This is a genomic window from Sphingomonas sp. Leaf25 (genome assembly GCF_001421635.1).
In the GTDB taxonomy this organism is placed as follows: Bacteria; Pseudomonadota; Alphaproteobacteria; order Sphingomonadales; family Sphingomonadaceae; genus Sphingomonas.
Map to the genome: position 1 here is coordinate 206,377 of NZ_LMKU01000003.1, position 26,581 is coordinate 232,957.

Consider the following 26,581-nt stretch of genomic DNA (forward strand, 5'->3'; position numbering starts at 1 on the left):
CATTGTGCGACACGAAGGTCCGGGGGTGGCGTGGCGATCGACTTGAAGGCGGTGGAAGGGCTTGCCACCGATCAGCCGTCGCTGAAGGCCGCCGCCGGGCTCGTCAAACCCGGCAAATGGTCGGGCGTGGGCATGAGCGACGATGGCGCGCTGATCTGGGGCGAATGCGCCGGATCGGGCGCAAACCCGTACCGGGTGATGGCCGACCTGCGTGACCTCGGCAATAAATGCACCTGCCCGTCGCGCAAATTTCCGTGCAAGCACAGCCTCGCGCTGCTGTGGCTCCATGCCGAGGCGATCGTCCCCTTCCCTGCCGCCGAGACCCCCGACTGGGTCGGCGACTGGCTGGCCCGGCGACGCGCGCCCTCGACGAAAACCGCCGCTCCTGCTGCGCCCAAGGACCTTCACGCCGCCCGCACCATCGACCCCGAACCGGTCGAGGACGCCAAGGCTGAAACGAAGCGCGAGGCCGCCGCCGTCAAACGCGCCGGGGACACCGAACGCGCGATCCTCGACGCGCTGGGTGCACTGGAGGGATGGGTCGGCGACCAGTTGCGCCTCGGGCTGGGCGGGTTCGTCGATGAGGTGACGACGCGCTGTCGCCGGATCGGCGCACGGCTGGTCGACGGCAAGGCGGCGGCGCTCGCCGGCCATATCGACGAACTGCCCGCGCGGCTGCTGGCGCTGCCACCGGGCGACCGGGTGCGCGGGGCGACGGTCGAGCTTGCGCGGCTGGTGCTGCTCGCCCGCGCCTGTCGCGCCACGCCCAACGATCCCGAACTGCGCCGCGCCGTCGCCACCGCCGAGAATCGCGAGACGCTGCTGGCCGACCCGTCCGCCCCGCGCGTGTCGAGCGTGTGGGAAGTCCTCGCCGAACGGGTCCACACCCGCCGCGACGGGCTGGTATCGCAGACGACATGGCTGCTGAACTTGGGGACAGGCCCACGCTTCGCGATGCTGCTCGATTTCTTTCCGGCCAGCATCGGCCGTCGTGGATCGGTGTTCACGCCGGGCGAGCAATTCCCCGCCGAACTGGTGTTCTATCCGGCGCGCTCGCCGCTGCGTGCGCTGCTGCTCCGGCGCGAGGCGGCGCTGATCGACGGTCCGCCGCTCGACTGGCCCGCGATCGACGGCCCACTCGCCGCCGCGCTGACCGACCCGCTGCTCGCCGAGCCATGGGCGACCGAACGTCCGGTCCTGCTCCCGCCCGGCCGCATCGGGTTCGACCGGGCCGGTGCGGCGTGGTGGCGACAGCGGGATGGCGACCTCTGCCTGCCGCTCGCCGGCGACGCCGACGGGCTGATCGCCGGCACCGACCTGACCGGTGCCGCCGCGCTATGGTCGGGCAACCGGATCGATCTGCTGGCGACGCGGACGCCATGGGGACGGGTCGATCATGGCTGACGATATTCTCGACATGCTGGGGCCGGTGCTCACCCGCTGGACGATGGGTGGCAGCGCGGCATCGGTCGCGCCGGACGCATGGCGCGACCTGCTCGGGCAGGACCCTGCCGAAGCCGAATTGCGCCTGCTCGCGCTGTCCGGCCAGTATCTCGGCACGCTCGCCATCGCCGAACCCGTGGGCGGGGTCCAACCGCGCGGCGACATCCCGCAACTCGCGCAGCCACCGCTGGCCGATCCGCTGCGGCCGCGCGCGCGGCGGCTGCTCCAGCAATTGCGCGACCCGATGCGGCGGCACCTGCTCGACTTCCTCGACGCGCGCGGCCGGACGCTGCATCCCGGCGACTGGTTGCCCAGACCGGGCGACGAGGTGCCCGCCGTCTATGCACCTTGGCAGGACTGGGCATCCGACGCGACGACCGCCGCCGACGAGCTGGACGCCGCGAGCTGGGATCGGCTCGGCCCCGCCGCGCGTCGCGCCGCCTTCACCACGCTGCGCCAGCGCGATCCCGCCGCCGCGACCGCGCTGCTCGCGCAGAAGCTTGGTCAGGAAACCGCCGACCACCGCGTCCGCCTGATCGAGACGCTGGCGACCGGCCTGTCCGATGCCGACCGGCCGCTGCTCGAAAGCCTCGCCACCGACCGCGCGCCGCGCGTGAAGGCGCTCGCCGCATCGTTGCTCGCCCGCATGGGGCACGGCGCGACCGGTGGCGAGGATGCCGCGGAACTGGCCGCCTTCCATTCGGTCCAGACGAAGGGGCTGCTGCGTCGGACCAGAATAGTGGTGCCGCAACCGATCAAGACCCCGGCGCAGTCGACCCGCCGGAGCAATCTGTTCGATCTGGTCGCGTTCGACGCCTTTGCCGATGCGCTCGCCCTGACCGCCGACGGACTGGCCACGGCATGGGCCTGGCGTGACGACCACCGCAACGATTATGGCTTCGCGTCGATGATCGCCCGCTCCGCCCCCGATCCGATCGTCGTCGCGGTCGCCGACGCGCTGACGACGCCGGACGACATTCATCTGCTGACGGCACTGTTGCCGCGTCTCGACCAGCGTCAACGCCATGCCATCGCCACGCGATGGTTACGCACGACGGCCACGAGCTTCATGACCGCGCTGTCGATCGCCGGCGGCTGCGGCGCGATCGACGATCCGATGACCACCCCCGCCGGCACCGCGCTGCTCGCCGCGATCGACGGTGGCGATCCCGCCGCCGACCTGCTGGCACTCGGCCTGCTCGCGTCGCGCGACGGCGCGGTCCGGGCGCTCGACCGACTGGGCCGGGCGGGGCTGATCGCGTCCGACCCCCGGCTCGACATGCTGCGGCTCAACGCCGCGCTCGATGACAGGAGACTGCCCCGATGAGCGAAACGCTGCGCCTGCCCGCCGAGACGACCTATGCCGGTGAGCTGGCCGCGCTGGCGGCCGGCGATACCGATCGTCGCCCGCCCGGCTGGTCACTCTCGCCGAAACTGGTCGTCACCTATCTGATGGGCGGACATGCCGCCGACGGGACCGTCATCACCCCCAAATATGTCGGCGACCGACGGCTGATCGAAACGGCGGTGGCGACGCTGGCCACCGATCGCGCGCTGTTGCTGCTCGGCGTGCCGGGCACCGCCAAATCCTGGGTATCGGAGCATCTGGCCGCCGCGATCACCGGCGATTCGACGATGGTGATCCAATGCACCGCCGGCACCGACGAAAACCAGGTCCGCTACGGCTGGAACTATGCCCAGCTCCTCGCCCATGGCCCCAGCCGCGAGGCATTGGTGGCGACCCCGCTGATGCGCGCGATGGAAACCGGCAAGCTATGCCGGATGGAAGAACTGACCCGCATGGGATCGGACGTGCAGGACACGCTCATCACCGTGCTGTCGGAAAAGATGATGCCGATCCCCGAACTGAACGGCGCAGTCTATGCCCGGCGTGGGTTCAACATCATCGCCACCGCCAACAACCGCGACAAGGGGGTCAACGACCTCAGCTCGGCGTTGAAACGCCGCTTCAACGTCGTCGTCCTGCCGTTGCCCGACAGCGCCGAAGAAGAAGTGGCGATCATCGTCAAGCGGGTCGGCGAAATGGCACGCAGCCTCGACCTGCCCGAACCGAAGAACGTCGCCGAGGAAGTCGCGCGCGTCGTCGCGATCTTTCGCGAACTGCGCTCAGGCTCGACCGAGGACGGCAAGATCGCGCTCAAGACCCCGTCGGGCGGGCTGTCCACCGCCGAGGCGATCGGGGTGATGGTCGGCGGGATCAGCCAGGCGACCTTCTTCAACGATGGCCGCCTGACGCCCGAGACGCTGGCGGCGAACATGATCGGCGCGGTGGTCAAGGACCCGGTGCAGGACAAGGCGGTGCTCGGCGAATATCTCGAAACCGTGCTCAAGAAGCGGCGCGGGTTCGAACGCTATTACGCCTCGCTCACCGACCTGATCTGACGCGATGCCGGCAGACGTCTTGCTTTTCGGCATCCGCCACCACGGGCCGGGCTCGGCGCGCCGGCTGGTGGAGGCGTTGGACACGCTGCAACCCGGCACGGTGCTGATCGAGGGACCGGCCGATGCCTCGCACCTGTTGCCGATGCTCGCCGATCCGGCGATGGCGACCCCGGTCGCGCTGCTGACCTATGCCGAGGACGATCCTGCCGACGCCAGCTTCTTTCCCTTCGCCGACTATTCGCCGGAATATCAGGCGGCACGCTGGGCAGTGGCGCACGGTGCCGAACTACGTTTCATCGACCTGCCCGCCGCCGACCGGCCGGGTGCGCCGGACGGGGAGACGGAGGGGGATGCGCCAATCACCGCCGACGACGATCCGATCGCGTACGATCCGATCGGCGTGCTCGCCGCCGCCGCCGGCTATGCCGATGGCGAATCATGGTGGAGCGACGTGATCGAGGAGAATCCGGAATCGACCACGGTGTTCGCCGCCGTCGCCGATGCGATGACCGCGCTGCGCCGCGAAGCCCGCCCGCTTGGGCCCCGCGAAGCGGCACGCGAGGCGCATATGCGGATCGAGATCGCCCGCGCCGCCAAGGACAGCGATCGCCCGGTCGCGGTGGTTTGCGGGGCATGGCATGTCCCCGCGCTTGCCGAACGGCACAGCCTCGCCGCCGACCGCGCGCTGCTGAAAGGACGGCCGAAGGCGAAGATGAAGGCGACATGGGCACCCTGGACTGCCCCGCGCCTCGCCCGGTCGAGCGGCTATGGCGCCGGCGTCGTCGCGCCCGGCTGGTGCGACCATCTGTGGCACACCCGTGCGACGCAGGATCGCGACTCGATCTGGCTCGCGCGGATCGCGCGGGTGATGCGGACACGCGGCCATTTCGTCTCGACCGCCTCGGTGATCGAGGCGCAGCGGCTGGGGCATGCGCTCACCGCCCTTCGCGAACGCCCGCATCCCGGGTTCGAGGAATTGCGCGAGGCGGCCATCGCCTGCCTGTGCAACGGCGAAGCCGAGGTGTGGGACGATATCGCCGCCGAGCTGCTGATCGGATCGGCGGTCGGCGTCATCCCCGCCGACACCCCGCTCGCGCCGCTGCTGGAGGATCTGCAGCGCCAGCAAAAGGCGACGCGGCTGAAACCCGAAGCGCTCGAACGCGCGCTGACGCTCGACTTGCGCAGCGACAGTGGCCTTGCCCGCTCGACATTGCTGCACCGGTTGAATGCGCTCGACGTGCCATGGGGCCGCCTTGCCGATGCCGGACGCAGCCGGGGGACGTTCCGCGAAAACTGGCTGCTGGCATGGCAGCCCGAATATGCGGTCCGGCTGGTCGAGAACCTCGTCCATGGCTCGACGATCGCCAAGGCGGCGGCGGGGCGGCTGGGGGAGGCGATGCGCGCCGAGGCCGATCTGGGGAGGCTTGCCGCATTGGTCCGCAGCGCGATGGTCGCCGATCTCGACCAGGCGACCGAAACCGGCATCGCGCTGCTCGAACGGCGCGCGGCGCTGACCGACGATTGCCACGCGCTGCTCGCGGCACTCCCGCCGATGGCCGACATCCTGCGCTATGGCGAGGCGCGCGCCGGAACGGTCGAGCATCTGGGCGGACTGATGCCGCGCATCGTGGTGCAGGCGGCGATCGCCCTGCCCTATGCCGCGCGCGGGCTCGACGACGATGCGGCGGGCGCGTTGCGGGCGGCGATCCTCGCCGCCGAAAGCGCGATCCAGCTCGCCCAGCTCGACGCCGACGTCGTGACCCGCTGGCACGACGCGCTCGCCACGCTTGGCGAGGACGATCAGGCGACCCGCCTCGTCGCCGGCACCGCCGCGCGGCTGCTCTACGAAGCCGATCGGCTGACCGCCACCGATGCCGCGACGCTGCTCGGCCGGATGCTGTCGCCGGGCACGCCCGTCGCGCAGGCAGCGGGGTTCTTCGAGGGATTTCTGGAAGGTGCCGGGGCGCGGCTGATCCACGACAGCGTGCTGCGCGATGCGGTCGACGGGTGGCTCGGCGGGCTGGACGAGGAGGCGTTCGTCGCCAACCTGCCGCTGTTTCGCCGGGTGTTCGCAGCCCTCGATCGCAACGAACGCCGCCGCCTGCTCGATGCGGCGCTCGGGGGCACGGGCAAGGACCATCGCGGCTATCGGCTGTTACCGGGCGCCGCGACATTATGGCCGGTGCATGAAGCGCGCATCATGGCGCTGATGACGGGGGCGGCATGACGGAGGACCACGAACGCAGCCGCCGCTGGACGCTGGCGTTGGGCGTCGAGGAAAGCGACGACGTCAGCTACCCCCTGTCCGAACGCGACCGACGCATGGCGCAGGCGCTTGCCGCACTTTACGGCGATGGAAACGAAGGAAAGAAGGGGCGCGGCGGCCTCGGCGGGTCGGCGCCGAGCGTCGCCAAATGGCTGGGAGACATTCGCGAATTCTTTCCGACCCCGGTCGTGCAGGTGATCCAGAAGGATGCGTTCGAGCGCAAGGGCCTGCGCCAGATGCTGCTCGAACCCGAATTTCTGGCGACCGTCGAGGCGGACGTGAACCTCGTCGCCGACCTCGTGGCGCTACGCGGGGTGATGCCCGAAAAAACGCGGGAAACGGCACGCGCCGTGATCGCCAAGGTCGTCGCCGAACTGATGGCCCGGCTGGAGGCAAAAACCGCCGATGCGATCCGCGGCGCGCTCGACCGGTCGCGACGGACCACCCGGCCGCGCTTCGCCGACATCGACTGGCCCCGCACGATCCACGCGAACCTGCGCCATTATCAGGCGGCGCATCGCACGATCGTCCCCGAACGCCTGATCGGCTTTTTGCGCCAGCAGCGGCGGATCGTCGATCTGGACGAGGTGATCCTGTGCGTCGACCAGTCGGGATCGATGGCCAGTTCGGTCGTCTATGCCTCGATCTTTGCAGCAGTGATGGCGTCGCTGCCGGTGGTCGCGACCAAACTGGTCTGTTTCGACACCGCGATCGTCGATTTGACTGAAGAACTGGCCGATCCGGTCGAGGTGCTCTTCGGCGTGCAACTGGGCGGCGGCACCGACATCAATCGTGCCGTCGCCTATTGCGCGGACCGGATCGAACGGCCGGCGAATGCGCATCTGGTACTCATCACCGACCTGTACGAAGGGGGTGATGCCAGTGCGCTGGTCGACCGACTGGCGCGGCTGACGGTGTCGGGAGTGAACGTCGTCGTCCTGCTCGCGCTGACCGACAGCGGCCGGCCGTCCTATGATCCGCAACTCTCGGCGCGGGTGGCGGCGCTCGGCATCCCGGTGTTCGCCTGCACCCCCGACCAGTTTCCCGACCTGATGGCGACGGCGCTACGCCGCGAGGACGTCCACCGCTGGGCGGCGGACAGCGACATCAAGACGATCCGCGCAGAAGACTAGATGGGACAGCACGAAGGTGAATCCGAACGATGGATCACGCTCGCCTACCGGCAAGCGCGCCGAACGCAAGTTGGCCCGCGGTCCTGACGGACGCGGGCTATGTGATGTGTGGCGTTGTGTAAGTATGGTTGCGGNCCGCTGTAGAACTCGGTTCCGACTGCTCGACAGCACGATCGTGAGCTAGGCGGCGTGGACAAATTACCGGTGCTGGGCGAACAGATTGCTCTGGGCTTGATTGACTGAGCGATTATCCCAATCCACCTCGCGCTTCGATGGCGGTATGTGTTCCCGCCGATCGTCATTGTCGTAGAACAGGGTTCCATGGATCCCGAGCGCCTCACGTTTCAGGATTGGGCGGCTCCAAACAGGCGTCAGCACGGAACCTACGGCCTCTTCGCCAACTCGTTCGATCAAGTCTTCGACCCGCTCCATGTCGCGCCCGTCGGGGAAGATCGCGGCGAACTCCTCGTCTGTGGCTTGGAACACGCTGAAGGTCGCATTCGCGGCGCCATCGATGATCTGGATGTTCTTCATGGAATGCGTTCTGGCACTCGGGAGGGTGTAACGGCAACCGATCCTGGTTGACGCGAAGCAGAACGGTTGATTCAAGGCTGTCTTTTGGAGGCAGGTTTGAGCCGGGGCGATCTTACCGAGGCGGAATGGCACATCCTGAAGGATTTGCTGCCGATCGAGCGCCAGAACCGGGGTCGGGGCAGACCTCCCGAACAGAACCGTTCGATCGTCAACGGCATACTCTGGCGGCTACGGTGTGGGGCGCCATGGCGCGACGTGCCGCCCAAATACGGGAACTGGAACACCATCTATCGCCGGTTCCGTCGGTGGAGCGCGGCCGGGGTCTGGGAAATCGTGGCAGTAACTTTGGCCGAGATCATGGCCGACATCGGCCACTACAGCATCGACAGCACCACCGTTCGCGCCCATGTGTCGGCAGCGGGCGGAAAAGGGGGGCTCATCAACGTGCTCTTGGCCGCTCGCGGGGCGGGTTCACCAGTAAACTTCACTGCCTAGCTGACGCCTTCGGCCGACCGCTCGCCTTTCACCTGACCGGCGGTAAGGCGGCAGACTGCAAGGCGTATGACGCCCTGATCGTCCTGCCAGAACGCACGCCTGATGCCTTGCTTGCCGACAAGGGCTACGATGCCGACGCCATCCGCGCCGGCCTTGCGAAGCGCAATATCAAACCCGTCGGCCGATCAAACCGCCGGGTGAAAATCGAACATGACCGGACGCTCTACAAGCAGCGCAACCGCATCGAGCGCATGTTCGGCCACCTCAAGATCAACCGTGCCATCGCCGCCCGTTATGACCACCTCGCCAGCAGCTTCCTCGGCATGGTCCATCTCGCCACCGCAAGATACTGGCTCAAATTTGTCCACGCAGCCTAGACTCAGACCGTCATAACTCAGAGGGGGCAGCTTACGCTGTTGCACGCGCCTCGGACCAAGGCGAAAACCGAAAACACTTAGGGCAGCGTTCGTACCCCCGCGGCCTCCTGCCCTGACGGAAATCTTACACCTTTCGGTGCTCGATTTCCGTGCCATTCCCAGCCCTGACGTTCGTCACGGCGTCGCAGCAGAAGCGCCGCCCGCAACGCCGTTACCGGGTGCGGCGCTTCCGCTCCGACCGAATGCAGCCGGCTCCCGCCTTGTCGATCGAGCAGGGCCGGCGCGACGTGTTGCGGATGCTGGCCGGGTCGGAGATCATCATCGCTTCCCCCGATTCCGACTTCCACGCGCCGAACCGCCCCCCGTCGGTCACGTCGTAGCGGTTCTCCGCCCGGCAATCGCCGTTCGGCACCATGCCCCACGACCAGGTCAGCCAGCCGATGTCGGCCTGCTGCAACGCGCCCATGGCCCAGCGATACGGGGAAGCCTTGCAGTCCCACCCCGCGCCGGTCGGCCCTTCGCCGAGGATGAAGGGTATGTCGTCGCGAACCACGCGCGCGATGATCTCGCGATACGGCGTTTTGCGTTCCTCCTCGGTGCCGACCCAGTAGCTGTGGGCGGAAACGATGATCGCGTGGCGGGGATCGGCCGCGTTGAGCGGTGCCCAGCTGTCGAGCAGCATCCGGTATTCCTTGCCCCAGTCGGACCCGTCGATGATGAGCGGAACGTCGATGCCGACCGACCGGATCCGGGCGATCGCGTCACGATACCCGGCGAGGAAGTCGGCCTTCGCGACCTCCTTGCCCGCCTCGTTGGCGATGTTGACCATCACCCAGCGGCGATGGCGGCGTATCACTGCGACGATGTCCCCGCGGGTCCAGTAGGCGACGCAATCGCCCAGCTTTTCCCATTTGCCCGTGGCCGCGTGACATTCGACGATCGGGATCATGCCGTTGGCGACGGCGTTGCGAATGACCGTATCGAGACTGGTCGCGGGATAGCGCGGGTTGGTCATGATGCGGACCGCGTTGGCCCCCGTCTTCGCAATCTCCGGCATGGTCCGCTCACCCGTGGGATCGGGGGATGCCGAAAACATCTCGTTGACGCCGCGCAGCACCACGCGCTCCCCCGCCGCGGTGTAGAGGAACCGCCCGCGGACCGTCATCGTGTCGGTCGTCCCGGCCGGGGCCGCAACCGCGCTGGCGGACAGGCATGCCGCCCACAGCAGGCCGGCGAAGGATCGTCTTACCAAGGCACGTACTCCTGCTCGAACACTCCCCGGCACCGGGCTGCACGTATCGCCGGCACGGCTTGCACGGCAACGCCGCTCGTCCACCGCTCCGGTAGAAATCAACGCCCGCAGACCAGAGGTCCAGCACAGCCATGCACAGCAAGTTTGCCGGCGCGGATAAGCAGTCCTTGGTCGCATCAACGGATCACGCGACGGCGACCCTTGGGGAAACATGCTACCCTGCCCCGGACGCTACCTGAACAACAGGTGACGTCCGGGGCGGGGTCGAACCGCTCACAGACGGTAGTATTGCTCCCAGCCCGGCCGCGGCTTGCTGCCGTCCAGCAGCGCATCGGCGACGCGGTTGTTGGTGATCCGCCGGGTTTTCGGATTGAAGCTGAACTTCGCGTTGAGGCGCTGGGCGATGTTGCCCAATGCCATGGTCTGGCACAGCGGACCGGCGATCGCGAAGCTGGAATGACACCGCTCCTGTCCCATCACGCTCTTCAGGAAATTGCCCGCATGGCTCGACGCATAGGCCGGCGTGGGCGGCAGCTTGCCCGCCATCGCCTTGCCGGCCGGACCGAGTATCTCCAGTTCCGACGAATGCGATCCGCCCTTGAACGTCAGCCCCTCGCCATAGATCACCTTGCCCGGCGCGAGACGCTTGGTCTCGATGGTGCCCGACGTCGGCGGCGGGATGTTGGGATCGACCACCGACGCCCCGAAGTTCGCCGGCAACGGCGGCAGGTTCTGCTGCCCTTCGTACCAGCTGAGTTCGAGCGGCGGCATCGTCCCGCGCTTGGGAAAGCGGAAGACCAGCGTCGATGCCTGCGGAAACAGGAAGCGGCTCATGCCCTCGATCTTCGTGCTTTCCACTTCCGTCGGCAGGCCGAGTTGCAGGAATTCATGCGCATTGTCGAAGATATGCGCGCCCCAGTCGCCCAGTGCGCCGTCGCCATAATCGAACCACGACCGCCAGTCACCGGCCAGATAGCCGCTGTTGAACGGGTGCGGTGCCGCGGTGGCCTGCCACGCATCCCAGTCGAGGAAGTCGGGGATCGGCTGCACGGGCAGAAAGTCGGACACCTGCTTGCCATGCCAGCGGCGCGGGCTGTTCATGAACGCCGTGATCTGCGTGACGTTGCGGATGATGCCGGCCTTCACCCATTCGCGGAACTGGAAGTACCCGGCCCCCGAATGGCCCTGATTGCCCATCTGCGACACGATCCGGTACCGGGCCGCCGCATCCATCATCAGCTGGATCTGGCGGAAACTCTGGCCCATCGGCTTTTCGCAATAGATGTGCTTGCCCATCGACATGGCCTGCATCGCAATCGGGAAGTGCGAGAAGTCCGGCGTCGACACGCTGACCGCGTCGAATTCACGACCGGCCTTGTCGAACATCTGCCGGAAGTCCTTGAACTGCCGGGCCTTGGGGAACATCGCCATCACGTCGGCGGTGCGCGGATGACCCATTTCGGTGTCGCACAGCGCGACGACGTTGACCAGTCCGGTGGCGCTCAGGTCCTTGGCGACATCCTTGCCGCGCCCGCCGATGCCGATCAGGGCGATGTTGACCTTGTCGCCCCGCGACTGCGCCGACAGGATCGACGGGGTGACCAGCAGGCTGCCACCCACCGCCCCCGCCCCGGCCAGAAAGGTCCGGCGGTTCGCCAGGGTTGCCGAACTTGGCGGCATGAAGTCCTTACGCATCCTCATTCTCCTTGGAATATCAAATTTTATAGTTGCCCGGCCACATGACCTCACGTCGTTCCAGCATCGCCTGCAACCCCATCAGCGCGGCGACACCGGAACGATAGGCGTGATCGACCATGCCCGGCATCTTCTCGCCGCTGCGCACCGAATTGGCGAAGGCCGCCAGCGACAGGCCGGTCCCGTCGTCGCCCTTCCAGTTCGCCAGGATGGGGACACCGGCCTTGTTGGACTTGGTTTCGGGGGTCCAGGTGGGCGCGGCGAGCGGCATGGGGCCGGCCGTGCCCTGTTCGAGCTGCCGGACGAGGTTCGCCACGTCGGGTGGCGTCACTGCCTGCGGCGGCGATTCCCAGAACATCCGGCCGGATTCCAGCTCCATCGTACCCTTCGGCCCCATCACCTCCACTTCCATGCCGTGGTGCCGGTTGGAGCTCAGCGAATCGTAGATCGTCTGGACATCGCCCGGATACCGATAGATCGCGTTGACATTGTCGAAGACTTCGCGGCCATCGCGCCAGTAATTGGTGCTGCCATAGCCGATGCACGACAGTGGCGGGTGGTCGAAGATCCAGTTGGATACGTGCAGATGATGCGAACCGAGTTCGGTCATCAATCCGCCGGAATAGGCACGATACAGCCGCCAGTTCAGCTTGCGCTCCAGCGCCGGGGTCGGCGGTTTACGCCGCCAGTCGATATTGCGGTGCCAATAGGCCCTGATCTGCGTGATCGGCCCCAGGTCGCCGCGCCGCATATGGCCCAGCGCCTTGTGGAACCGGGCGTCGAACAGCCGCTGATGGCCGATCTGGAACACATGTGCGCTACGCGCCGCGGCGCTCGCCACGCGTTTGCAGTCCGCGATCGTCAGCGCCAGGCTCTTCTCGCAGAAAACATGCTTGCCGGCAGCGAGGGTGGCGAGGCACATCGGCGCATGCATGTACAAGGGCGTGGCGATAACGACGCCGTCGATATCCTGGCGGTCGAGCAGCGCGCGGTAGTCGGCGGTGGCGTACGCCTTGCGTTTCGTTGCCGCATGCGCCCGTTCGAGGTTGGGCGCATAATCGTCGCAAACACCCGCGATCTCGACGCCCGGCGTCTGCATCAGGTTGTCCATCAGCAGGCCGCCGCGCGAACCGATACCGATCATGCCCAGACGGACACGGTCGGACGCCGCCTGCCCCACCGGGGCTGCGCGCAGCGGGGACAGCCAGGGGACTTCGGTCAGTGCCGCCGCCCCGCCGATCGAAACGGCAAGGCCACGCAGAAACGCACGCCGCGCCACCCTGGGCACCTGTGTCCCGACCGGACCGTTAAAGTCATATTCCATGAAACCATACCTTCTTCGCGGCCACGGGGCCGCCTTCGGTCCGCCGCCTGAACTCGACAGCCTGAACGGAGGGATAATTGGCGAGAATCGCAGCCCGCTCCTTTGCCGGACGCACGATGAGCGCCGTCGACAGCACCTCGGCCTCGACCGGGCAGGCGCAGGCCACCGACAGCATTCGCCAGCCCCGTGGCGCACGGCGCGCCGTCGGTTCGATCAGGTGCGGACGGATCGGATCGATGCCGGATGTCGACACCGACCCGCCATACAGGTCGAAGGCGTGGAGGCTGGCGGCGGGTTCGCCTTCGTCGCGTATGCCGATCCGCCACGCCGCGCCACCGGGTTGTGGCCCGATGATGAGGATCGAACTGTCGCCAAAGCTGACGAAGGCGTGGTCGATACCGGCGGCGGCGATCCGTCCGGCGACGCCTTGCAAAGCGATGCCCTTGCCGACCCCACCCAGATCGATCCGGACCCCGGCCTGCGCGAACGCGATCGTGCGGCGATCCGCATCGAGATCGACCTGATCCCAGCCGCCCGGCGCGGACGCGCCGGGCCCACGCCCGCCGCTGCGCCAATTGTCGTTCGTCGCGCCCAGCGTGACGTCGAACGCGCCATGCGTGCGTATCCAGTGCGCACGGCAATCGGACAAGATCGCGAACAGCCGATCGCTCAGCGGCAATCGGCGGCGCGCGGGCAGCCGGTTAATGGTCGCCACTTCGGCGTCGGGATCGAACCGGCTCATGACACACTCGTCCTGCACCAGCCGACGCCCGATATCGATTGCCAGCGACTCACCCGATTCGGCCGAGATGTTCGGTACGACCAGCGAGAACCGGGTGTTCATCACGAACAGGCTTTTGCAGAACACCGGCACCCGCTGTCACCCGCCCTAACGCGCCGCCTTCAGTTCACGCACCTTCAGGTCGGTGAAGAAGACGCGGTCGCCATGATCCTGCAAAAGCAGATGGCCGTCGGCCCACTCGCCGAACCCGGTGATGTTCTTGAACTTGCTCCGTGCGACTGCCTCCGCGAACGCGGGGGATCCTCGATCCACATCGATCGTCTTGCGACCGTTCAGGTAGAAGGTGAGACGCCGTCCGCTCGAGACGATGCGCCCTCGGTTCCACTGCCCCGGCGGCAGGACGGCCTTGTCCTTCGGTGCCGGGATCAGATCGTACAGCGACCCAACGGTCCGGTTACCATCGCGGCCCAGCTTGGCGTCGGGATGCAGTTCGTCGTCCAGCACCTGGAATTCCAGCCCGATCCCCGACCCGATCGGCGTCGGCTTGCCGGTCACCTTGTCGATCGGCGAAATGTTGGTCTGAACGAACGTCTTCAGGCCGCTGTTGGCACCGGGCGTGATTTGGAAAGCGAACTGGAGTTCGAACTGGCCGTAGCGCTTCGTGGTGATGATGTCGCCGGGGCCGCGCGACTCACCGCCGCCCTTGCCGTTGATCGCCAGTACACCGTTGCACATCGTCCAGCCGGTGGCGGGAAACGATTCGGAATGGGCGCTTCGCCAGCCGGCGGACGTGCGGCCGTCCCACAGCAACGACCAGCCATGCCTCTTCTCGGTCGACGACACGACATTCGATCCCGCAGGCGCCACCGGTGCCTGACATTCCGCCGCAGCAGGCTCGACACCCGGCACCGCTGCACTTGTGCAGGTCATGGCGACGGCGACAAGCGCTAAGCGGCCAACCGATGGCCGGGGCCTAGCCCGCCGCACGAGCCGCGCCACGGATCCCTTGATTGAGCGATTCAACAGACCAACCCTCCACTCCATGGTACAATTAGCTTACCAATTTTCATATTGGCCTGACGATCGATTAGCAGCAAGTGTAAATCGAATGATGCGGAAAATGGACGCGCCCCAGCTAGGGGGAGTGGCGTTTCCGCAGTGTGAACCGGTTCCTTCGAATGCTGTTCCCGCAGCGATTGCCCTTTACGGACATGGGGATACGACCATTGTCGAGCGGTCCTCGGTCCGGTGGTCCGCCAGACGATATGGACTGGCACGGTCCGATCACGGCCCGATCGGCGCCCTGCCCGGTCGAGCACGGGCAGGGCGCGTTCCGCGTGTCAAACCAGACACGACCCGACAGGCGGCGGTATCGACGGCAGACGACGGTTCGACGGATGGCGTTGCTCACTCGCCGGCGCATCCGCCACCCGTCACGGTTACTGGGCGACGATGGTCGTCGTCGCCTGGCCGACATCGACGACCTGCCGGCCTACCGCAAACTGCACGACCATGGCGGTCGATCCGGCGGCGAAATCACGCGTCGCGACAAATTCAGCCGAATAGGGCTTCCACTCGCTGGTCAGTTCGAACGTCTTCTGGGCGTAGATGCCGTAGGACTTCCCTGAATCCTTGAGCTTGACGATCGCCTTGGCCGGTCCGCCCGCGACGGTCGACACGCCCTTCAGCCAGGCGGTGACACGGACCCTGTCGCCGGTGGTGATCGTCGTATTGACCTTGGTTTGCACGGCCGCGCCGGCGGTCGAACCGCCATCGTTCGGGACGGTGATGCGAATCGCGGTCCCGCCTTCGGCCTTGGCGTCGGCAACGCGTTCGTGCGCCTGATTGTCGCCGGTGATGGCCCAGTCGGTTGCCTTGACCGACGCGATCACCCGATCGCCGGTCGCCGTCTGCGCGATTGTCGGCGCGCCGATCATGGCAACGGTCGCGATCGCTACGTACAACTTGCTCATCCATACTCTCCTGCATTCGGCCTTAATTCAGACCTGTATTCGACTGGTTTCGGTCCAGCCCCCCGAACCGGCCGCGTCAGCGACCGGATATCATGTTGCCCATGGCTACCTGTCCCGCGTCGGGACCGGCGGCATGACGCGGCTCCCCCAGGCGTTCGATCACATATCCGCGACCAGCGGATCGACCGACCAGCCATACAGGCCAAGGAACGCTTCGTCCCGGATCGAACCGCTCCGCATGGTGGAAGATTCCCGTCGCGCATGCCCTCCGCGTTCTCGCAAAGGCTTGGTCGGGTACCGCCGCAGGGTGACCACGCCACCGCTCATGCCACGATCCGCGCCGCACAGGCGGACATCCGCCGCCGTTGGGGGCGCCACCCGTCGGGCAGGCGCGCGGACGGGCCGCAGCACCGCGACGACCCCGGCACCGTACCGGCACGAGGCCGGAATTGTTCGGCACACCGGCACGGTCGCGGCGTTTGCAGGACGATACGCAGTTCCGCCGAACCGCAGCATCTGCCGCTTGCGCTTCTGTATCCGTTTGCGGAAGGACAGTCGCACAATACGGCGGTCGTGGCCCTATCGGAACCCGCGCTTCCGGTCGCCTGCCCATGCGCCTGCTTGGCCGGTAAGCAGATCATCGCATTATTGGAAGCGCCAGAAACCAGAAGGCGTCGACCGATGTCACCCCGATGCCAGTTGCCCACTTCCGCCTTTCTGTATGACTCGGATTTCCGATTTGTCAGGCCAATATTGATCGCATACTGCCGACCGCGCAAGGCAATAGTTTAAAACCCGACTGTGGTGATTCCTGTCAGTGTCCGGGAACATGGGCGGTCGAGCCGCTCGCGCGCGATGCCCCGAATGGATTGCGAAGCGGCAGATATGATAACATCGGCCCGTCAAACCAACCCTCCAGACGGCAAATTCGCGGTTCGGTCGGCAGGTGCGGACCGGTACGGTCGCGGCTTGGCAAATGCCCGTGGTCCGACCGTCCGTACCGTAGCACCCCTGTCGGTTACTTCTCCTCCCCCGCGTCCTGCGCCCTGCCAGCGCGCGGCACTTGCCCCGGAGCAGATACTAATATAGTGTCTATATATGGCATCGGTAAATACTCAATTTTCGATTGCGGTCCACGTGATGGCGGCAATCGCACATCACGGGGGAATCTTCGCATCAGAAGTCCTTGCCGGCAGCGTGAATGCGAACCCGGTTTTCGTTAAAAGAATCCTCGTCAAACTCTCGAAGGCGAAACTGGCCGACGCGACGGTCGGCAAGTCAGGCGGTTATGGCCTGGCGCGAAGCCCGGAAAACATTTCGCTCTTCGATATCTACTCGGCGGTGAATCCCCCGGATGCCTTCGGCATTCACGGCTATCCTGTCCGGCGGGAATGTATCGTGAGTTCCAACATCAAGGACGTCATGAGCGACGTGCTGGCTGGCACGCATGAGGCGGTCCACGGGCATCTGCGACAGACGACGCTAGCAGATGTGGTGTCGAGGATCAGGGCGAGGCCCGGTTAGTTTTCACCTATTCCGGTTAGTTTTTTACCCTTAATAGATACTATTTCAGTATCCATATTTTCATCAAAAGGAATGAAAAAATGACGCAACTGAGCGCAAACGCCCCGGCGATTGCCGGCAGCGCTACCGGAACCGCGCCAGCCACGGCGACGCACGGCAAGGATGCGCCCACCGCCGTTCTGATCGGGGTGACCGGAGGACTTGGCCACGCACTGGCTAGGCTCCTCGCGGGCGAGGGTTTCCGGTTGGTACTGGCCGCGCGGCGAGAGCATGACGCCGCTGCGCTGACCGGCCGCGACGACGGCTCGGCGATCTACCAGAGCGCGGACGTCACGGATCCCGCGAGTATGGCGGCGCTGGCGGCGGCGGCCTTCAAGCACCTCGGCCGGGTCGATGCGGTCGTGAACCTTGCGGGTGTCTCGCCACGCAAGGCCATCGAGGAATACACGTCGGCTGACATCGACGATCTGCTCGCCGTCAACGTGAAGGGGCCAATCTTCGTGACACAGGCATTCCTGCCCGAACTGCGCAAGCAGGCCGGCGGCGGCGTGGTTGTCCACATCGGCGGCGCCATGGACGGCCGGGTGGCGCTGCCGTTCATGAGTGCATATGCGGCGACCCGCGGCGCGCTGGCGAGCTATGTGCAAGGCGCAAACCGCGAGCTTGCCGGGACCGACGTCATGCTGTCGTTCTTCGGACCCGTGCCCTCCAACACCGAATCCGAGTCGCCGTTTTTCGACATGTGGCGCAAGATGGGCGTCGATCTTTGCGAGCCGGACGTGGTCGCGCGCGAGATTCTCGCCACTATCCGCCAGCGACGTCAGGCCCATGTCATGGGCGGCGGGATGCTCAGGATGCTGACGCTTGCGAACGCGATCTCTCCATCCGCTGCCGATGCGATCGGCTTGCGGAAGTTCGCGAAGCTCATCCAGCAACATCGCCCACACTGACCGGGCTGAGAGCCTCCAGTACTTTCGTCCGGGCCTGCGACGGTTCCATGCGCACACTTCCGTCAATAATCTTTGAATTACCGGTACTTGCATGCCGCCGTCCGCCGTTCGGTAAGGCACCTTTCCAATATGGCATGACAATATAAATTAATATTGTCATGCCAATGGTCCCATGATAGCTGACATCGCGGGACAACGTCACCATGCCTACGTTCAGAATTGGCAATGGCGTCAACAAAAAAGGGGGGGTACCGGTCAATGCTTACACGCGGCTCGAGGATTAGATTTCAGATCTCCACCAGCATCGTAAGTCTGTTCCTAGCGGCGGGTGCGCATGGTCAGGTCAGGCCGGATGCTGCGTCGGACGCCGCTGCCGTCGAGGCGGATAGCACGAGTGACAAGCCTGCGGACGCCACAGCGGCGAACGCGCAGGAGATCGTCGTGACGGGCGTTCGGGCGTCGCAGCTCAAATCGATCGACATCAAGCGGACCGCCGATAATTTCGTCGATTCCATTGTGGCCGAGGATATTGGCCGGTTGCCCGACGTAACAATATCCGATTCGCTGCAACGCGTTACCGGCGTACAGGTGTCGCGCACGGCCGGTGAAGGCGCTTCGGTGAGCCTGCGCGGGTTGCCCCAAGTAATGAGCACCCTGAACGGCGATATGTTCCTGGGTGCCGGGAATATCGTTTCAACGCAGCCGAACTATGACGATCTGCCCGCCTCGCTCATCTCCGGCGTTGACGTCATCAAGTCGAACACGGCCGATATTCTGCCCGGTGGCATTGCCGGTACGATCAACCTGAGAACCCGGCAGCCTCTGAGCCAGCGCAAGGGCTGGAATATCGCCGGGGTCATCGAAGGTCAGCGGGGTTCCTATTCGCAGAAACTGAATGCGAATGCCTCCCTGATTACCGGTTACAAGTCCCAGGATGGCCGGTGGGCCGCGCTCGTAGCGATCAACCAGTCGCAGGCGACCCGCGCCAATTACAACAGCAACAACAACAACAACGACTGGGATCGTATCACCCCGGACGGCGTGATGAAGAATCCGACCGATCCATCGCAGGGGTTCTACGATCTGACCGGAAAGGGTTCGGCATGCGCGACCTTCCCGTTCCCGACCGGCATCGTACCCGGCACCGATCCCCGCGCGCTGACGGCCGCCCAAGCGCGCGGCGTGAAGCTGTATCACGATCAGAACAACCTGCGATGCCTGATCGCCGGCAACTATGTCTGGATGCCCCGGATTATCGGCATCAACGACGCGGAACTGGTGCGCAAGCGGACGGCGCTGTCCGCATCGCTGGCATATGAAATCATGCCCAATCTGACGATATCGGCAGAGACCTTCGCGTCGGAAATCGAAGACAATAATTACTATCACAACTTCTATTTCCACAACAGCGGTACGCTGTTCGATACGCTCAAGCCGGGGCTTGCGCCGATGGTGGTGAGTGAGAACGGGGTAGTGCAAAAGGGCGTACAGCGCGTCGTGCGTGTCTATAGCCGCACCGGCGACAATTCCGCTTTTGGCACATCCCGCAACACGATGCTGAAGCTGAACTACAAGGGCGACAGCCATTTCTCGGGTGACTTGCGTCTACAGGCATCCCAGAACCGCCGCAGTACGGAAAACGCTTCGATCGATGGCGAATACAACCCGACGACGATCTCGTCGCCGGCAGGATGCACGATCAACTGCACGACCGTGACCGCAACGGGCGCTACCGCATGGCCGGGCTACCTGATGGGATTCGATTTCACCGGCCCGCAGCCCTTCATTGACATGCAGGACGGGGGGTTTGATGCGACGAAGCTCAGGCTGAACAACATCGGTGCCAACGGAAGCGACCAGCACGGACGCCTGTTAAGCGCGACGGCAAATGGCATCTGGAAGCAGCGCATTGCGATTGTCGATGCCATCAAGTTCGGCGGTCGTTACAGCAAGCAGGACATAGCGAGCGCCGGTTATACTATGTTTGCCCCGACCTATTCGGGCACACCCGGTGCGCAATATTCGTCGTCGCCCAATATCAGTGCCACGCCGATCGGCACGCCGTTCCGCGACACCCTGATCTCCGGTATCGCGCCCGACATCGAAGCAGCATGGCCGGCGCAATATTACCGGAGCTACACCAAACTCGGCCTGACCTCCGTTCCATCGGTAGTGCTGCCGGAAGCGAGGGCATTGTTCGGCACCGACCCTTTGGGGGCATGGTCGCGGATGTTTCCTACCTATACCAACGCCGCGGGGCAGACATATTCGCCTTTGCAGGCGTTCGATCCGAGCCAGCAGTATAAATACGGCGTTTCGACCAAGGAATTCTATGCGCAGCTCGATTTTTCGGGCGAGATGTTCTTCGGTTGGACATTTTTCGGCAACGTCGGCGTCAGGCAGGTCGACAGCGACGTAACGATCGATCGTCGTTTGATCGATGTGAACCAGCGCGTCGCGAACACGTCGGTTCTGCTCGATCTTGGTCCCGAACGGCTCAAGCGGAAATATTCGGATACGCTTCCGAACTTCAACCTGCGTATCCTGCCGGCACCCAACGTCGTGCTACGGGTTGGCGTCAACAAGGCGGTTACCCGGCCGGACGTCAACATTCTTGGTCAGCAGATCCGGATCGGCCGCAATGCGAACAACGGTACGGACCCGTCCTTGCCCGATGGATTCAACATCTTCCTTTCGGCCAGTGGCGGCAACCCGGACCTGCAGCCATGGCGGTCGACCAACTACAACCTTGGCGTCGAATGGTATCCCACACGGGAAATGCTGCTCAACCTGGCGGTCTACCGGCTGGATATCTCGTCCTTCGCCCGGACCGAGACGTTCTCGGCACCAGGGCCGGATGCCGATGGCGTCGTCCGGCGGCAGGGAATCTATACGCAGGTCGTGAATGGCAGCGGCACGTACACCCAGGGTGTCGAAGGGGGCGTCAAAATGCCCTTTACGTTCCTGCCCGGCGTCCTGAGCGGCTTTGGTACCGATGCGAACTTCACCTATGGCCAGTCGAAGGGCTTCGACACCGACTTCTACGGAAACAGCCTGCCGCTGCCGAATTTCTCCGAATATACGGTAAATTACGCCCTGTGGTTTCAGAAGTACGGCCTTCAGGCACGGGTGGCGGCGAACTGGCGATCGGAACGCTTCTCGAACGTCCGCGGGCAGCGTGCCCCCAATGTCGCCCTGTCGACGCCTGATCCCGCGCTGATCGCCGCATACAACGCCGCACCGCCGACCATCAGCAACGCACGGCTGGCGACATGGTATAATGGCGCCACCTTTGTCGACGCGTCGATAAATTATGAATTCAAAAAGGGGATGACGGCCTATCTTCAGGCTACGAACATCTTCAAGGCATTCGACTCGCGTTATGCGCAGTTCGAAGAAATGTTCATGGATCAAAATATCTATGATCGGAACGTGACCGTTGGTTTCAGGTTCCGCTACTAATAGACCGACTTTTTCAATACACTTTACGGGTCCCCTTCCCCCGACACCAAGCCATGTGGTGTCGGGGTTTTTTGTCGACTAGACTTTGTGGGGTGTGGTCGGTTTTCGGAATCGGCGGTATATACCGCCCCCGTATCGTGACGACATCCGGGTGTCGTGCCGCATGCCCCCTTGCGACCGGCAACAAGGACCGAAAGCATTTCCGATCAACGCCGGCAGACGGGGTTCCGCACCCGGAATCACGCCACCGACGTTCATGCAGCTGCTGACCAGGGCTGCCCCGAACGCGGCCACGGCTTCGCCCGGCGAGCATCGCGGCCACCGGCTACGGGCTGCCTGAATCGGTACGCATGTCATGCCGTCATGCCGACCGGACCGGTGTCGTCCCGGTCTGCCCGGCAACCACGACCGCCCTGCCCCGAATGCGTCCCTGCGCACGACCGGCGTCATTCCCGGTGCCTTCACGCAGAATAGGCGTGAACACCATCGACGGATCGCTGTCGCGCAGACGCTCGACCCCGCCACGGGCGAAACCGTGTCGGGAGCGAGCGCACCCTCGATCTGCCTCACGCCGGCAACGACGTGCGCATCCGGCGAATGGCGTAGCTCAGACGCTATTGAACGACATGCAGGCGCTCAGCCCTGCGGTGGTGCCACGGTCAATCTGGGTAGCAGGATGTGCACGATCAGCAACGCGACCAGATAGGCGCTGCCGGCCCAGATGAACACCGGCGCATAACTGCCGACACGCTCCAGAACCTCGCCGACATACCGCGCCATGATCATCCCGCCGACCGCGCCCGCGGCACCGCCGATGCCCATCACCGAGGCGACCGAGCTTTTCGGGAAGGTGTCCGACACCATCGTATAGAGATTGGACGACCAGCCCTGATGCGCCGCGGCGGCAAGGCCGATGATCGCGACGGCGGCGATGAGGCTGGACACGGTGCTGGCGAACACGATCGGCACGACGAGGACTGCGGAGGCGAGCAGCGCCAGCTTGCGACCGGCATTGACGCTGTAGCCGCGCTTGATGAGCGCCGACGACAGCCAGCCGCCGCCGATGCTGCCGACATCCGCCAGCAGATATACCGCGATCAGCGGCGGACCGAAGGTCTTCAGGTCGAGGCCGTGGCGCTTGGCGAAAAAATCGGGCAGCCAGAACAGGAACAGATACCACACCGGATCGGTCAGGAACTTGGCGCTGATGAAGGCCCATGTGCCGCGATAGCGGAACAGGCGGCGCCACGGGATCGGTGCGGCGCCCGCGTCATTGTCCTGATCGGCACCGATATAGGCAAGCTCCTGCGCCGAGACGCGTGGATGCCGCTCGGGCGCGCGGTAGAAGATCAGCCACGCGACCAGCCATACGAAGCCGAGCATCCCGGTGATGATGAACGCCGCGCGCCAGCCATAGGCCAGCGTGATGATCGGTACGATGATCGGCGTCGCGATCGCGCCGACATTGGCACCCGCGTTCAGGATGCCCGCGGCGAGCGCGCGTTCCTTCTTGGGAAACCATTCGGCGACCGACTTGATCGCGGCGGGGAAATTCGCGGCCTCGCCCAGACCCAGTGCGGCGCGCGCCAGCGCAAAGCCGCCCGGACTGCGCATGAACGCATGGAACATGGCGGCGAGGCTCCACAGCGTGATCGCCGCAGCATAGCCCAACCTCGACCCGACCTTGTCGATCAGCGGCCCGCACGCCAGCAGGCCGACGGCATAGGCGGCCTGGAACCAGAACACGATCATGCCATAGTCGATCTCGGACCAGCCGAGTTCGCCCTGTAGCGTGGGCTTCAGGATGCCGATGACCTGACGATCAATGTAGTTGATCGTCGTCGCGAAGAACAGCAGCGCGCATATGACCCAGCGGACGTTGCCGCCGGCTTTGTGCGGGCCGCGATCCGTCGCCTGCATTGAATCGTCCACGCCCGCTCTCCCTTGCGATTGTCGGCTGGTCATCATGTATCGAATGTCGCGAGATTTTCCGCCAGCAGCGCCCTGTCGCACGCGCGCGGGTGCCATGTGCCAGCCAGCAGGCCATGATCGCCGACCATGGCACCGATGATGCCGTCACGTCCGGCGGCGGCCCATGCGGCCGCGAACTCGGCGGCGCGCGGGTCGTCGACCGGGCCGTTATCGCCGCGAACGTGCAGCATCCATGCGGCCAGCGCCTTCAGCGTCTCGGGGCAGGTCCGTCCCTGCACCCCGTTGGCATCGAGCGACGCCAGCCAGCGTTGGGCAATCTTCTGCGACCCATCGGTTGCGATCTGGCGCAGCGCATGACGCAGCGTCGGATTGGCGAACCGGGCGAGCAGCGCGTCGGCATAGGCGGACAGGTTCTGCCCCGGCGCGGCATCCAGGCCGGCGGCGGCCTCGTTTCGCATCAGCCGTTCGACGATCGGACCGATCGCCGCATCGGCGATCGCCTCGTGAACATAGGTCAGGCCAGCACGCAGACCGAGATAGGCGAGCGCGGAATGTGCACCGTTGAGCATCCGCAGCTTGGCGGTTTCATACGGGGCGACGTCGGTCACGATCTGCGCGCCGGCCGCGTCCCAGCGCGGGCGGCGGCCGGCAAACCTGTCCTCGATCACCCATTGCGCAAAGGGTTCGGTCAGCACGGCGGCCTCGTCGCGCAGGCCCAGCATGTCTTCGGTCCGGTCGAGATCGGCGAGCGTGATCGCCGGCACGATGCGGTCTACCATCGTCGAGGGGCAGGTGCATTCGCCCTCGAACCAGCGGCCGAGCGACGGATCGACATGATCGAGCCAGATGCCGAGCGAGGCCGCAAGCACGCCGCCATTATCGGCGAGGTTGTCGCACGACAACAGCGACAACCCGCCAAGGCCGGCATCGCGCCGGCCGGCAAAGGCGCGGGCGAGATGGTGGTACAGCGTGCCGGGCGATCGTTCGACCGCGGCCACGTCGAGCGATCCGTCGGCCCGGCGGTGATAGCCCTTTTCGGTCACCGTCATGGTCACGATCGCGACGTCGGGCGACACGAGCGCACGGTGCAGGTCATCGTTCGGGTCCGATGCGACGATCACGTCGCGGACCGAACCGATCAACCGCGATCGCGCCCCGTCCGCGCCCGTTTCGGTGACCGTGAACAGCCCGTCCTGCCGCACCAGGGCGTCACGGACGGCGGACGAGCGCAACGGCGCGCCGACGATGGCCCAGTCGCGGTCGCCCGCCGCCATTGCGCGGTCGGTGAACACCGCCTGATGCGCGCGGGTGAACGCACCGATGCCGAGATGGACGATGCCGATGCGTTGCGCCGCACGGTCATAATCGTATCGCGCGACGGTGGCCGGTAGCCGGGACATGGTGGCGGCAGACAACCTCACAGGCGATAGAGGGCGCGGGCGATCGACCGCTGGTCGGGATCGCTGAAGAACAGGCAGTCGGGCGAGAGGATGAGCGTACGGCTCAACGTTGCGCCGCCATGTGCGCAATCCCGCGTTCCAGCCCGCGCAGTTCGGCGAGACCGCGCATTCGCCCGAGCAGCGAATAGCCCGGCAGGGTCTTTTTCGACAGGTCGTCGAGCATCTGGTGGCCGTGATCAGGGCGCATTGGGATCGAGCGGCCCTCGCGCGACTGCAATCTGTGGATCGCCTCCACCAGCGCGACCATGCCGGCGTCGCCGGCGAGGTGCGCGGCCTCATGAAAGGCACCGTCAGGCTCGCGCTGGACCGAGCGGAGGTGGAGAAAGCCGATCCGTTCGCCCAGCCGCTCGATCATGCCGGGCAGGTCGTTGTCGGCGCGTGCGCCAAAGGATCCGGCGCAGAAGCACAGGCCGTTGGACGGGTTGGGTACGCGATCGAACAGCGCGGTCACATCGGCTTCGGTGCTGACCACGCGGGGCAGGCCGAACAGCGCGAAGGGCGGATCGTCGGGATGCACGACCAGCCGGATGCCGAGCTGATCTGCCAGCGGGCAGACCGCTTCGAGGAACGCAACATGGTTGGCGCGCAGCGTTTCGGCATCGACATGGTCGTATTGGGCGAGCGCCTTGCGGAAACAGTCGACGTCGAAGCTCTCCTCGCTGCCGGGCAGTCCCGCGATGATGGTTCTTTCCAGCAGGTGGCGTGCGTCCGCGTCCATGCCGGCGAACCGGCGCGCGGCGCGTTCGATCAGTGCGGGATCATAGTCGCGCTCGGCCCCTGCCCGGCGCAGGATATGGAGGTCGAACACCGCCGCCGCGTCCAGTTCAAAGCGCAACGCCAGCGCGCCGTCGGGCATCGCCCACGCTAGGTCGGTGCGGGTCCAGTCGATTACCGGCATGAAGTTGTAGGTGATCGTGCGAATGCCACACGCCGCCAGATTGGTCAGGCTCTGCCGGTAATTGTCGATCAGCGCATCCTGATCGGGGCCGCGCGTCTTGATCGCCTCGTGCACCGGCAGGCTTTCGACCACGGACCAGTCGAGGCCGGCTACCTTGATTTCGGCCTTGCGTGCCTCGATTGCCTCCTTCGTCCAGACATCGCCATTGGCAGACTCGTGCAACGCAGTCACGACACCACTCGCCCCGGCCTGACGGATATCGCGTAGTTTCACCGGATCAGACGGGCCGAACCAGCGCATCGTTTCGATCATCATCACCCGCCAGTTTCCCCTCTCGATACGCGTCTGACCGCATGGCCTAGTTTCGCTCTTAATTGCCTGCCTAGCATGAGATATTATGGCAGGCCAGTTTCAGATATGTGGTAGGCCAAAAGGTATGACGAAGATGAATCGAACGATCATGGTCGTAGGTGAGGGCATGCTGGAATTGTCGACGTCCAGACCCAGGGGGACCTCGGGTTGGGCGCTGGGCTACGGCGGCGATACGCTGAATACGGCAATGCATTTGGCACGACTGGGCCGACGGGTCGCCTTCGTGACCGCGTTAGGAACGGATGCTTTAAGCAACTCCCTGCGACGCGACTGGACGAGTGCCGAGAGGTGGCTCGGTTCATCTGAACAGCTCGACGCGATTGCTAAGTGGAGCGTCCGCCGGTTT

General features: G+C 65.3%; 19 protein-coding genes and 1 pseudogene. 10 read left to right on the forward strand and 10 right to left on the reverse strand.

Features of this window, described 5'->3' with window-relative positions; translation table 11 throughout:
• Positions 1–30 precede the first annotated feature (30 nt).
• The 5 genes from ASE78_RS02540 to ASE78_RS02560 are packed head-to-tail and all read left to right on the forward strand — an operon-like array spanning position 31 to position 7,245.
• On the forward strand, positions 31–1,404 hold the full coding sequence (locus tag ASE78_RS02540; RefSeq protein ID WP_056492779.1) for an SWIM zinc finger family protein: 1,374 nt from the start codon (positions 31–33) through the stop codon (positions 1,402–1,404).
• Positions 1,397–2,770 (forward strand): DUF5691 domain-containing protein, encoded by a 1,374-nt coding sequence (locus ASE78_RS02545; protein WP_056492782.1) that lies wholly within the window; start codon positions 1,397–1,399, stop codon positions 2,768–2,770. The genes ASE78_RS02540 and ASE78_RS02545 overlap by 8 nt, the downstream gene beginning before the upstream one ends.
• A complete protein-coding gene (locus ASE78_RS02550; RefSeq protein WP_056492785.1) occupies positions 2,767–3,846 on the forward strand; it encodes an ATP-binding protein in 1,080 nt (359 codons plus the stop codon). Before ASE78_RS02545 ends, ASE78_RS02550 begins: the two co-directional genes overlap by 4 nt.
• Positions 3,847–3,850: 4 nt before the next feature.
• Positions 3,851–6,073 (forward strand): DUF5682 family protein, encoded by a 2,223-nt coding sequence (locus ASE78_RS02555; RefSeq protein ID WP_056492788.1) that lies wholly within the window; start codon positions 3,851–3,853, stop codon positions 6,071–6,073.
• Entirely contained in the window at positions 6,070–7,245 is a 1,176-nt protein-coding gene (locus tag ASE78_RS02560; RefSeq protein ID WP_056492791.1) for a VWA domain-containing protein, read from the forward strand. Before ASE78_RS02555 ends, ASE78_RS02560 begins: the two co-directional genes overlap by 4 nt.
• 198 nt (positions 7,246–7,443) lie before the next feature.
• On the opposite strand, the gene ASE78_RS02565 is transcribed toward ASE78_RS02560, so the two are convergent.
• Complete coding sequence (locus tag ASE78_RS02565; protein ID WP_056492794.1) at positions 7,444–7,779, reverse strand: hypothetical protein; 336 nt, start codon at positions 7,777–7,779, stop codon at positions 7,444–7,446.
• 144 nt (positions 7,780–7,923) lie between these two features.
• On the opposite strand from ASE78_RS02565, the pseudogene ASE78_RS18080 reads away from it, so the two are divergent.
• A pseudogene (locus tag ASE78_RS18080) lies at positions 7,924–8,651 on the forward strand (IS5 family transposase).
• 211 nt (positions 8,652–8,862) lie between these two features.
• Here the strand turns inward: ASE78_RS18080 and ASE78_RS02580 are convergent.
• The 6 genes from ASE78_RS02580 to ASE78_RS02605 all read right to left on the reverse strand — a co-directional run bounded on the left by ASE78_RS02580 (position 8,863) and on the right by ASE78_RS02605 (position 15,601).
• Complete coding sequence (locus ASE78_RS02580; protein ID WP_162236450.1) at positions 8,863–9,903, reverse strand: cellulase family glycosylhydrolase; 1,041 nt, start codon at positions 9,901–9,903, stop codon at positions 8,863–8,865.
• 273 nt (positions 9,904–10,176) lie between these two features.
• Positions 10,177–11,598 (reverse strand): Gfo/Idh/MocA family protein, encoded by a 1,422-nt coding sequence (locus ASE78_RS02585; protein ID WP_200910977.1) that lies wholly within the window; start codon positions 11,596–11,598, stop codon positions 10,177–10,179.
• Positions 11,599–11,617: 19 nt separating this feature from the next.
• A complete protein-coding gene (locus ASE78_RS02590) occupies positions 11,618–12,778 on the reverse strand; it encodes a Gfo/Idh/MocA family protein (protein ID WP_162236451.1) in 1,161 nt (386 codons plus the stop codon).
• A gap of 133 nt (positions 12,779–12,911) precedes the next feature.
• Positions 12,912–13,766, reverse strand: a complete 855-nt coding sequence (locus tag ASE78_RS02595) for an FAD:protein FMN transferase (protein ID WP_156351247.1) — start codon at positions 13,764–13,766, stop codon at positions 12,912–12,914.
• Positions 13,767–13,811: 45 nt separating this feature from the next.
• The gene (locus tag ASE78_RS02600) at positions 13,812–14,594 is read right to left on the reverse strand and encodes a DUF1080 domain-containing protein (RefSeq protein ID WP_056492812.1); all 783 of its coding nucleotides are present in this window, start codon (positions 14,592–14,594) and stop codon (positions 13,812–13,814) included.
• A gap of 509 nt (positions 14,595–15,103) precedes the next feature.
• Positions 15,104–15,601, reverse strand: a complete 498-nt coding sequence (locus ASE78_RS02605; protein WP_162236452.1) for a carbohydrate binding domain-containing protein — start codon at positions 15,599–15,601, stop codon at positions 15,104–15,106.
• Positions 15,602–16,735: 1,134 nt separating this feature from the next.
• On the opposite strand from ASE78_RS02605, the gene ASE78_RS02610 reads away from it, so the two are divergent.
• The 3 genes from ASE78_RS02610 (at position 16,736) to ASE78_RS02620 (ending at position 21,573) form a co-directional block, all read left to right on the forward strand.
• Positions 16,736–17,161, forward strand: coding sequence for an Rrf2 family transcriptional regulator (locus ASE78_RS02610; RefSeq protein WP_082466954.1), 426 nt, complete (start codon positions 16,736–16,738; stop codon positions 17,159–17,161).
• 80 nt (positions 17,162–17,241) lie between these two features.
• Positions 17,242–18,111, forward strand: coding sequence for an SDR family NAD(P)-dependent oxidoreductase (locus tag ASE78_RS02615; protein ID WP_056492821.1), 870 nt, complete (start codon positions 17,242–17,244; stop codon positions 18,109–18,111).
• Between the two features lie 258 nt (positions 18,112–18,369).
• Complete coding sequence (locus ASE78_RS02620; RefSeq protein WP_162236453.1) at positions 18,370–21,573, forward strand: TonB-dependent receptor; 3,204 nt, start codon at positions 18,370–18,372, stop codon at positions 21,571–21,573.
• A 636-nt stretch (positions 21,574–22,209) separates the two neighbouring features.
• Here the strand turns inward: ASE78_RS02620 and ASE78_RS02625 are convergent.
• The 3 genes from ASE78_RS02625 to uxuA form a co-directional block, all read right to left on the reverse strand.
• Positions 22,210–23,493: an MFS transporter gene (locus ASE78_RS02625; protein WP_056492827.1), complete on the reverse strand. Its 1,284-nt coding sequence runs from the start codon at positions 23,491–23,493 to the stop codon at positions 22,210–22,212.
• Between the two features lie 44 nt (positions 23,494–23,537).
• Positions 23,538–24,905 (reverse strand): mannitol dehydrogenase family protein, encoded by a 1,368-nt coding sequence (locus ASE78_RS02630; protein ID WP_056492831.1) that lies wholly within the window; start codon positions 24,903–24,905, stop codon positions 23,538–23,540.
• Between the two features lie 103 nt (positions 24,906–25,008).
• Entirely contained in the window at positions 25,009–26,178 is a 1,170-nt protein-coding gene (gene uxuA / locus ASE78_RS02635; RefSeq protein ID WP_056492835.1) for a mannonate dehydratase, read from the reverse strand.
• Positions 26,179–26,308: 130 nt separating this feature from the next.
• Here uxuA and ASE78_RS18085 point away from each other — a divergent pair.
• On the forward strand, positions 26,309–26,581 hold a 273-nt coding region (locus ASE78_RS18085; RefSeq protein WP_235514849.1), incomplete at its 3' end, for a PfkB family carbohydrate kinase.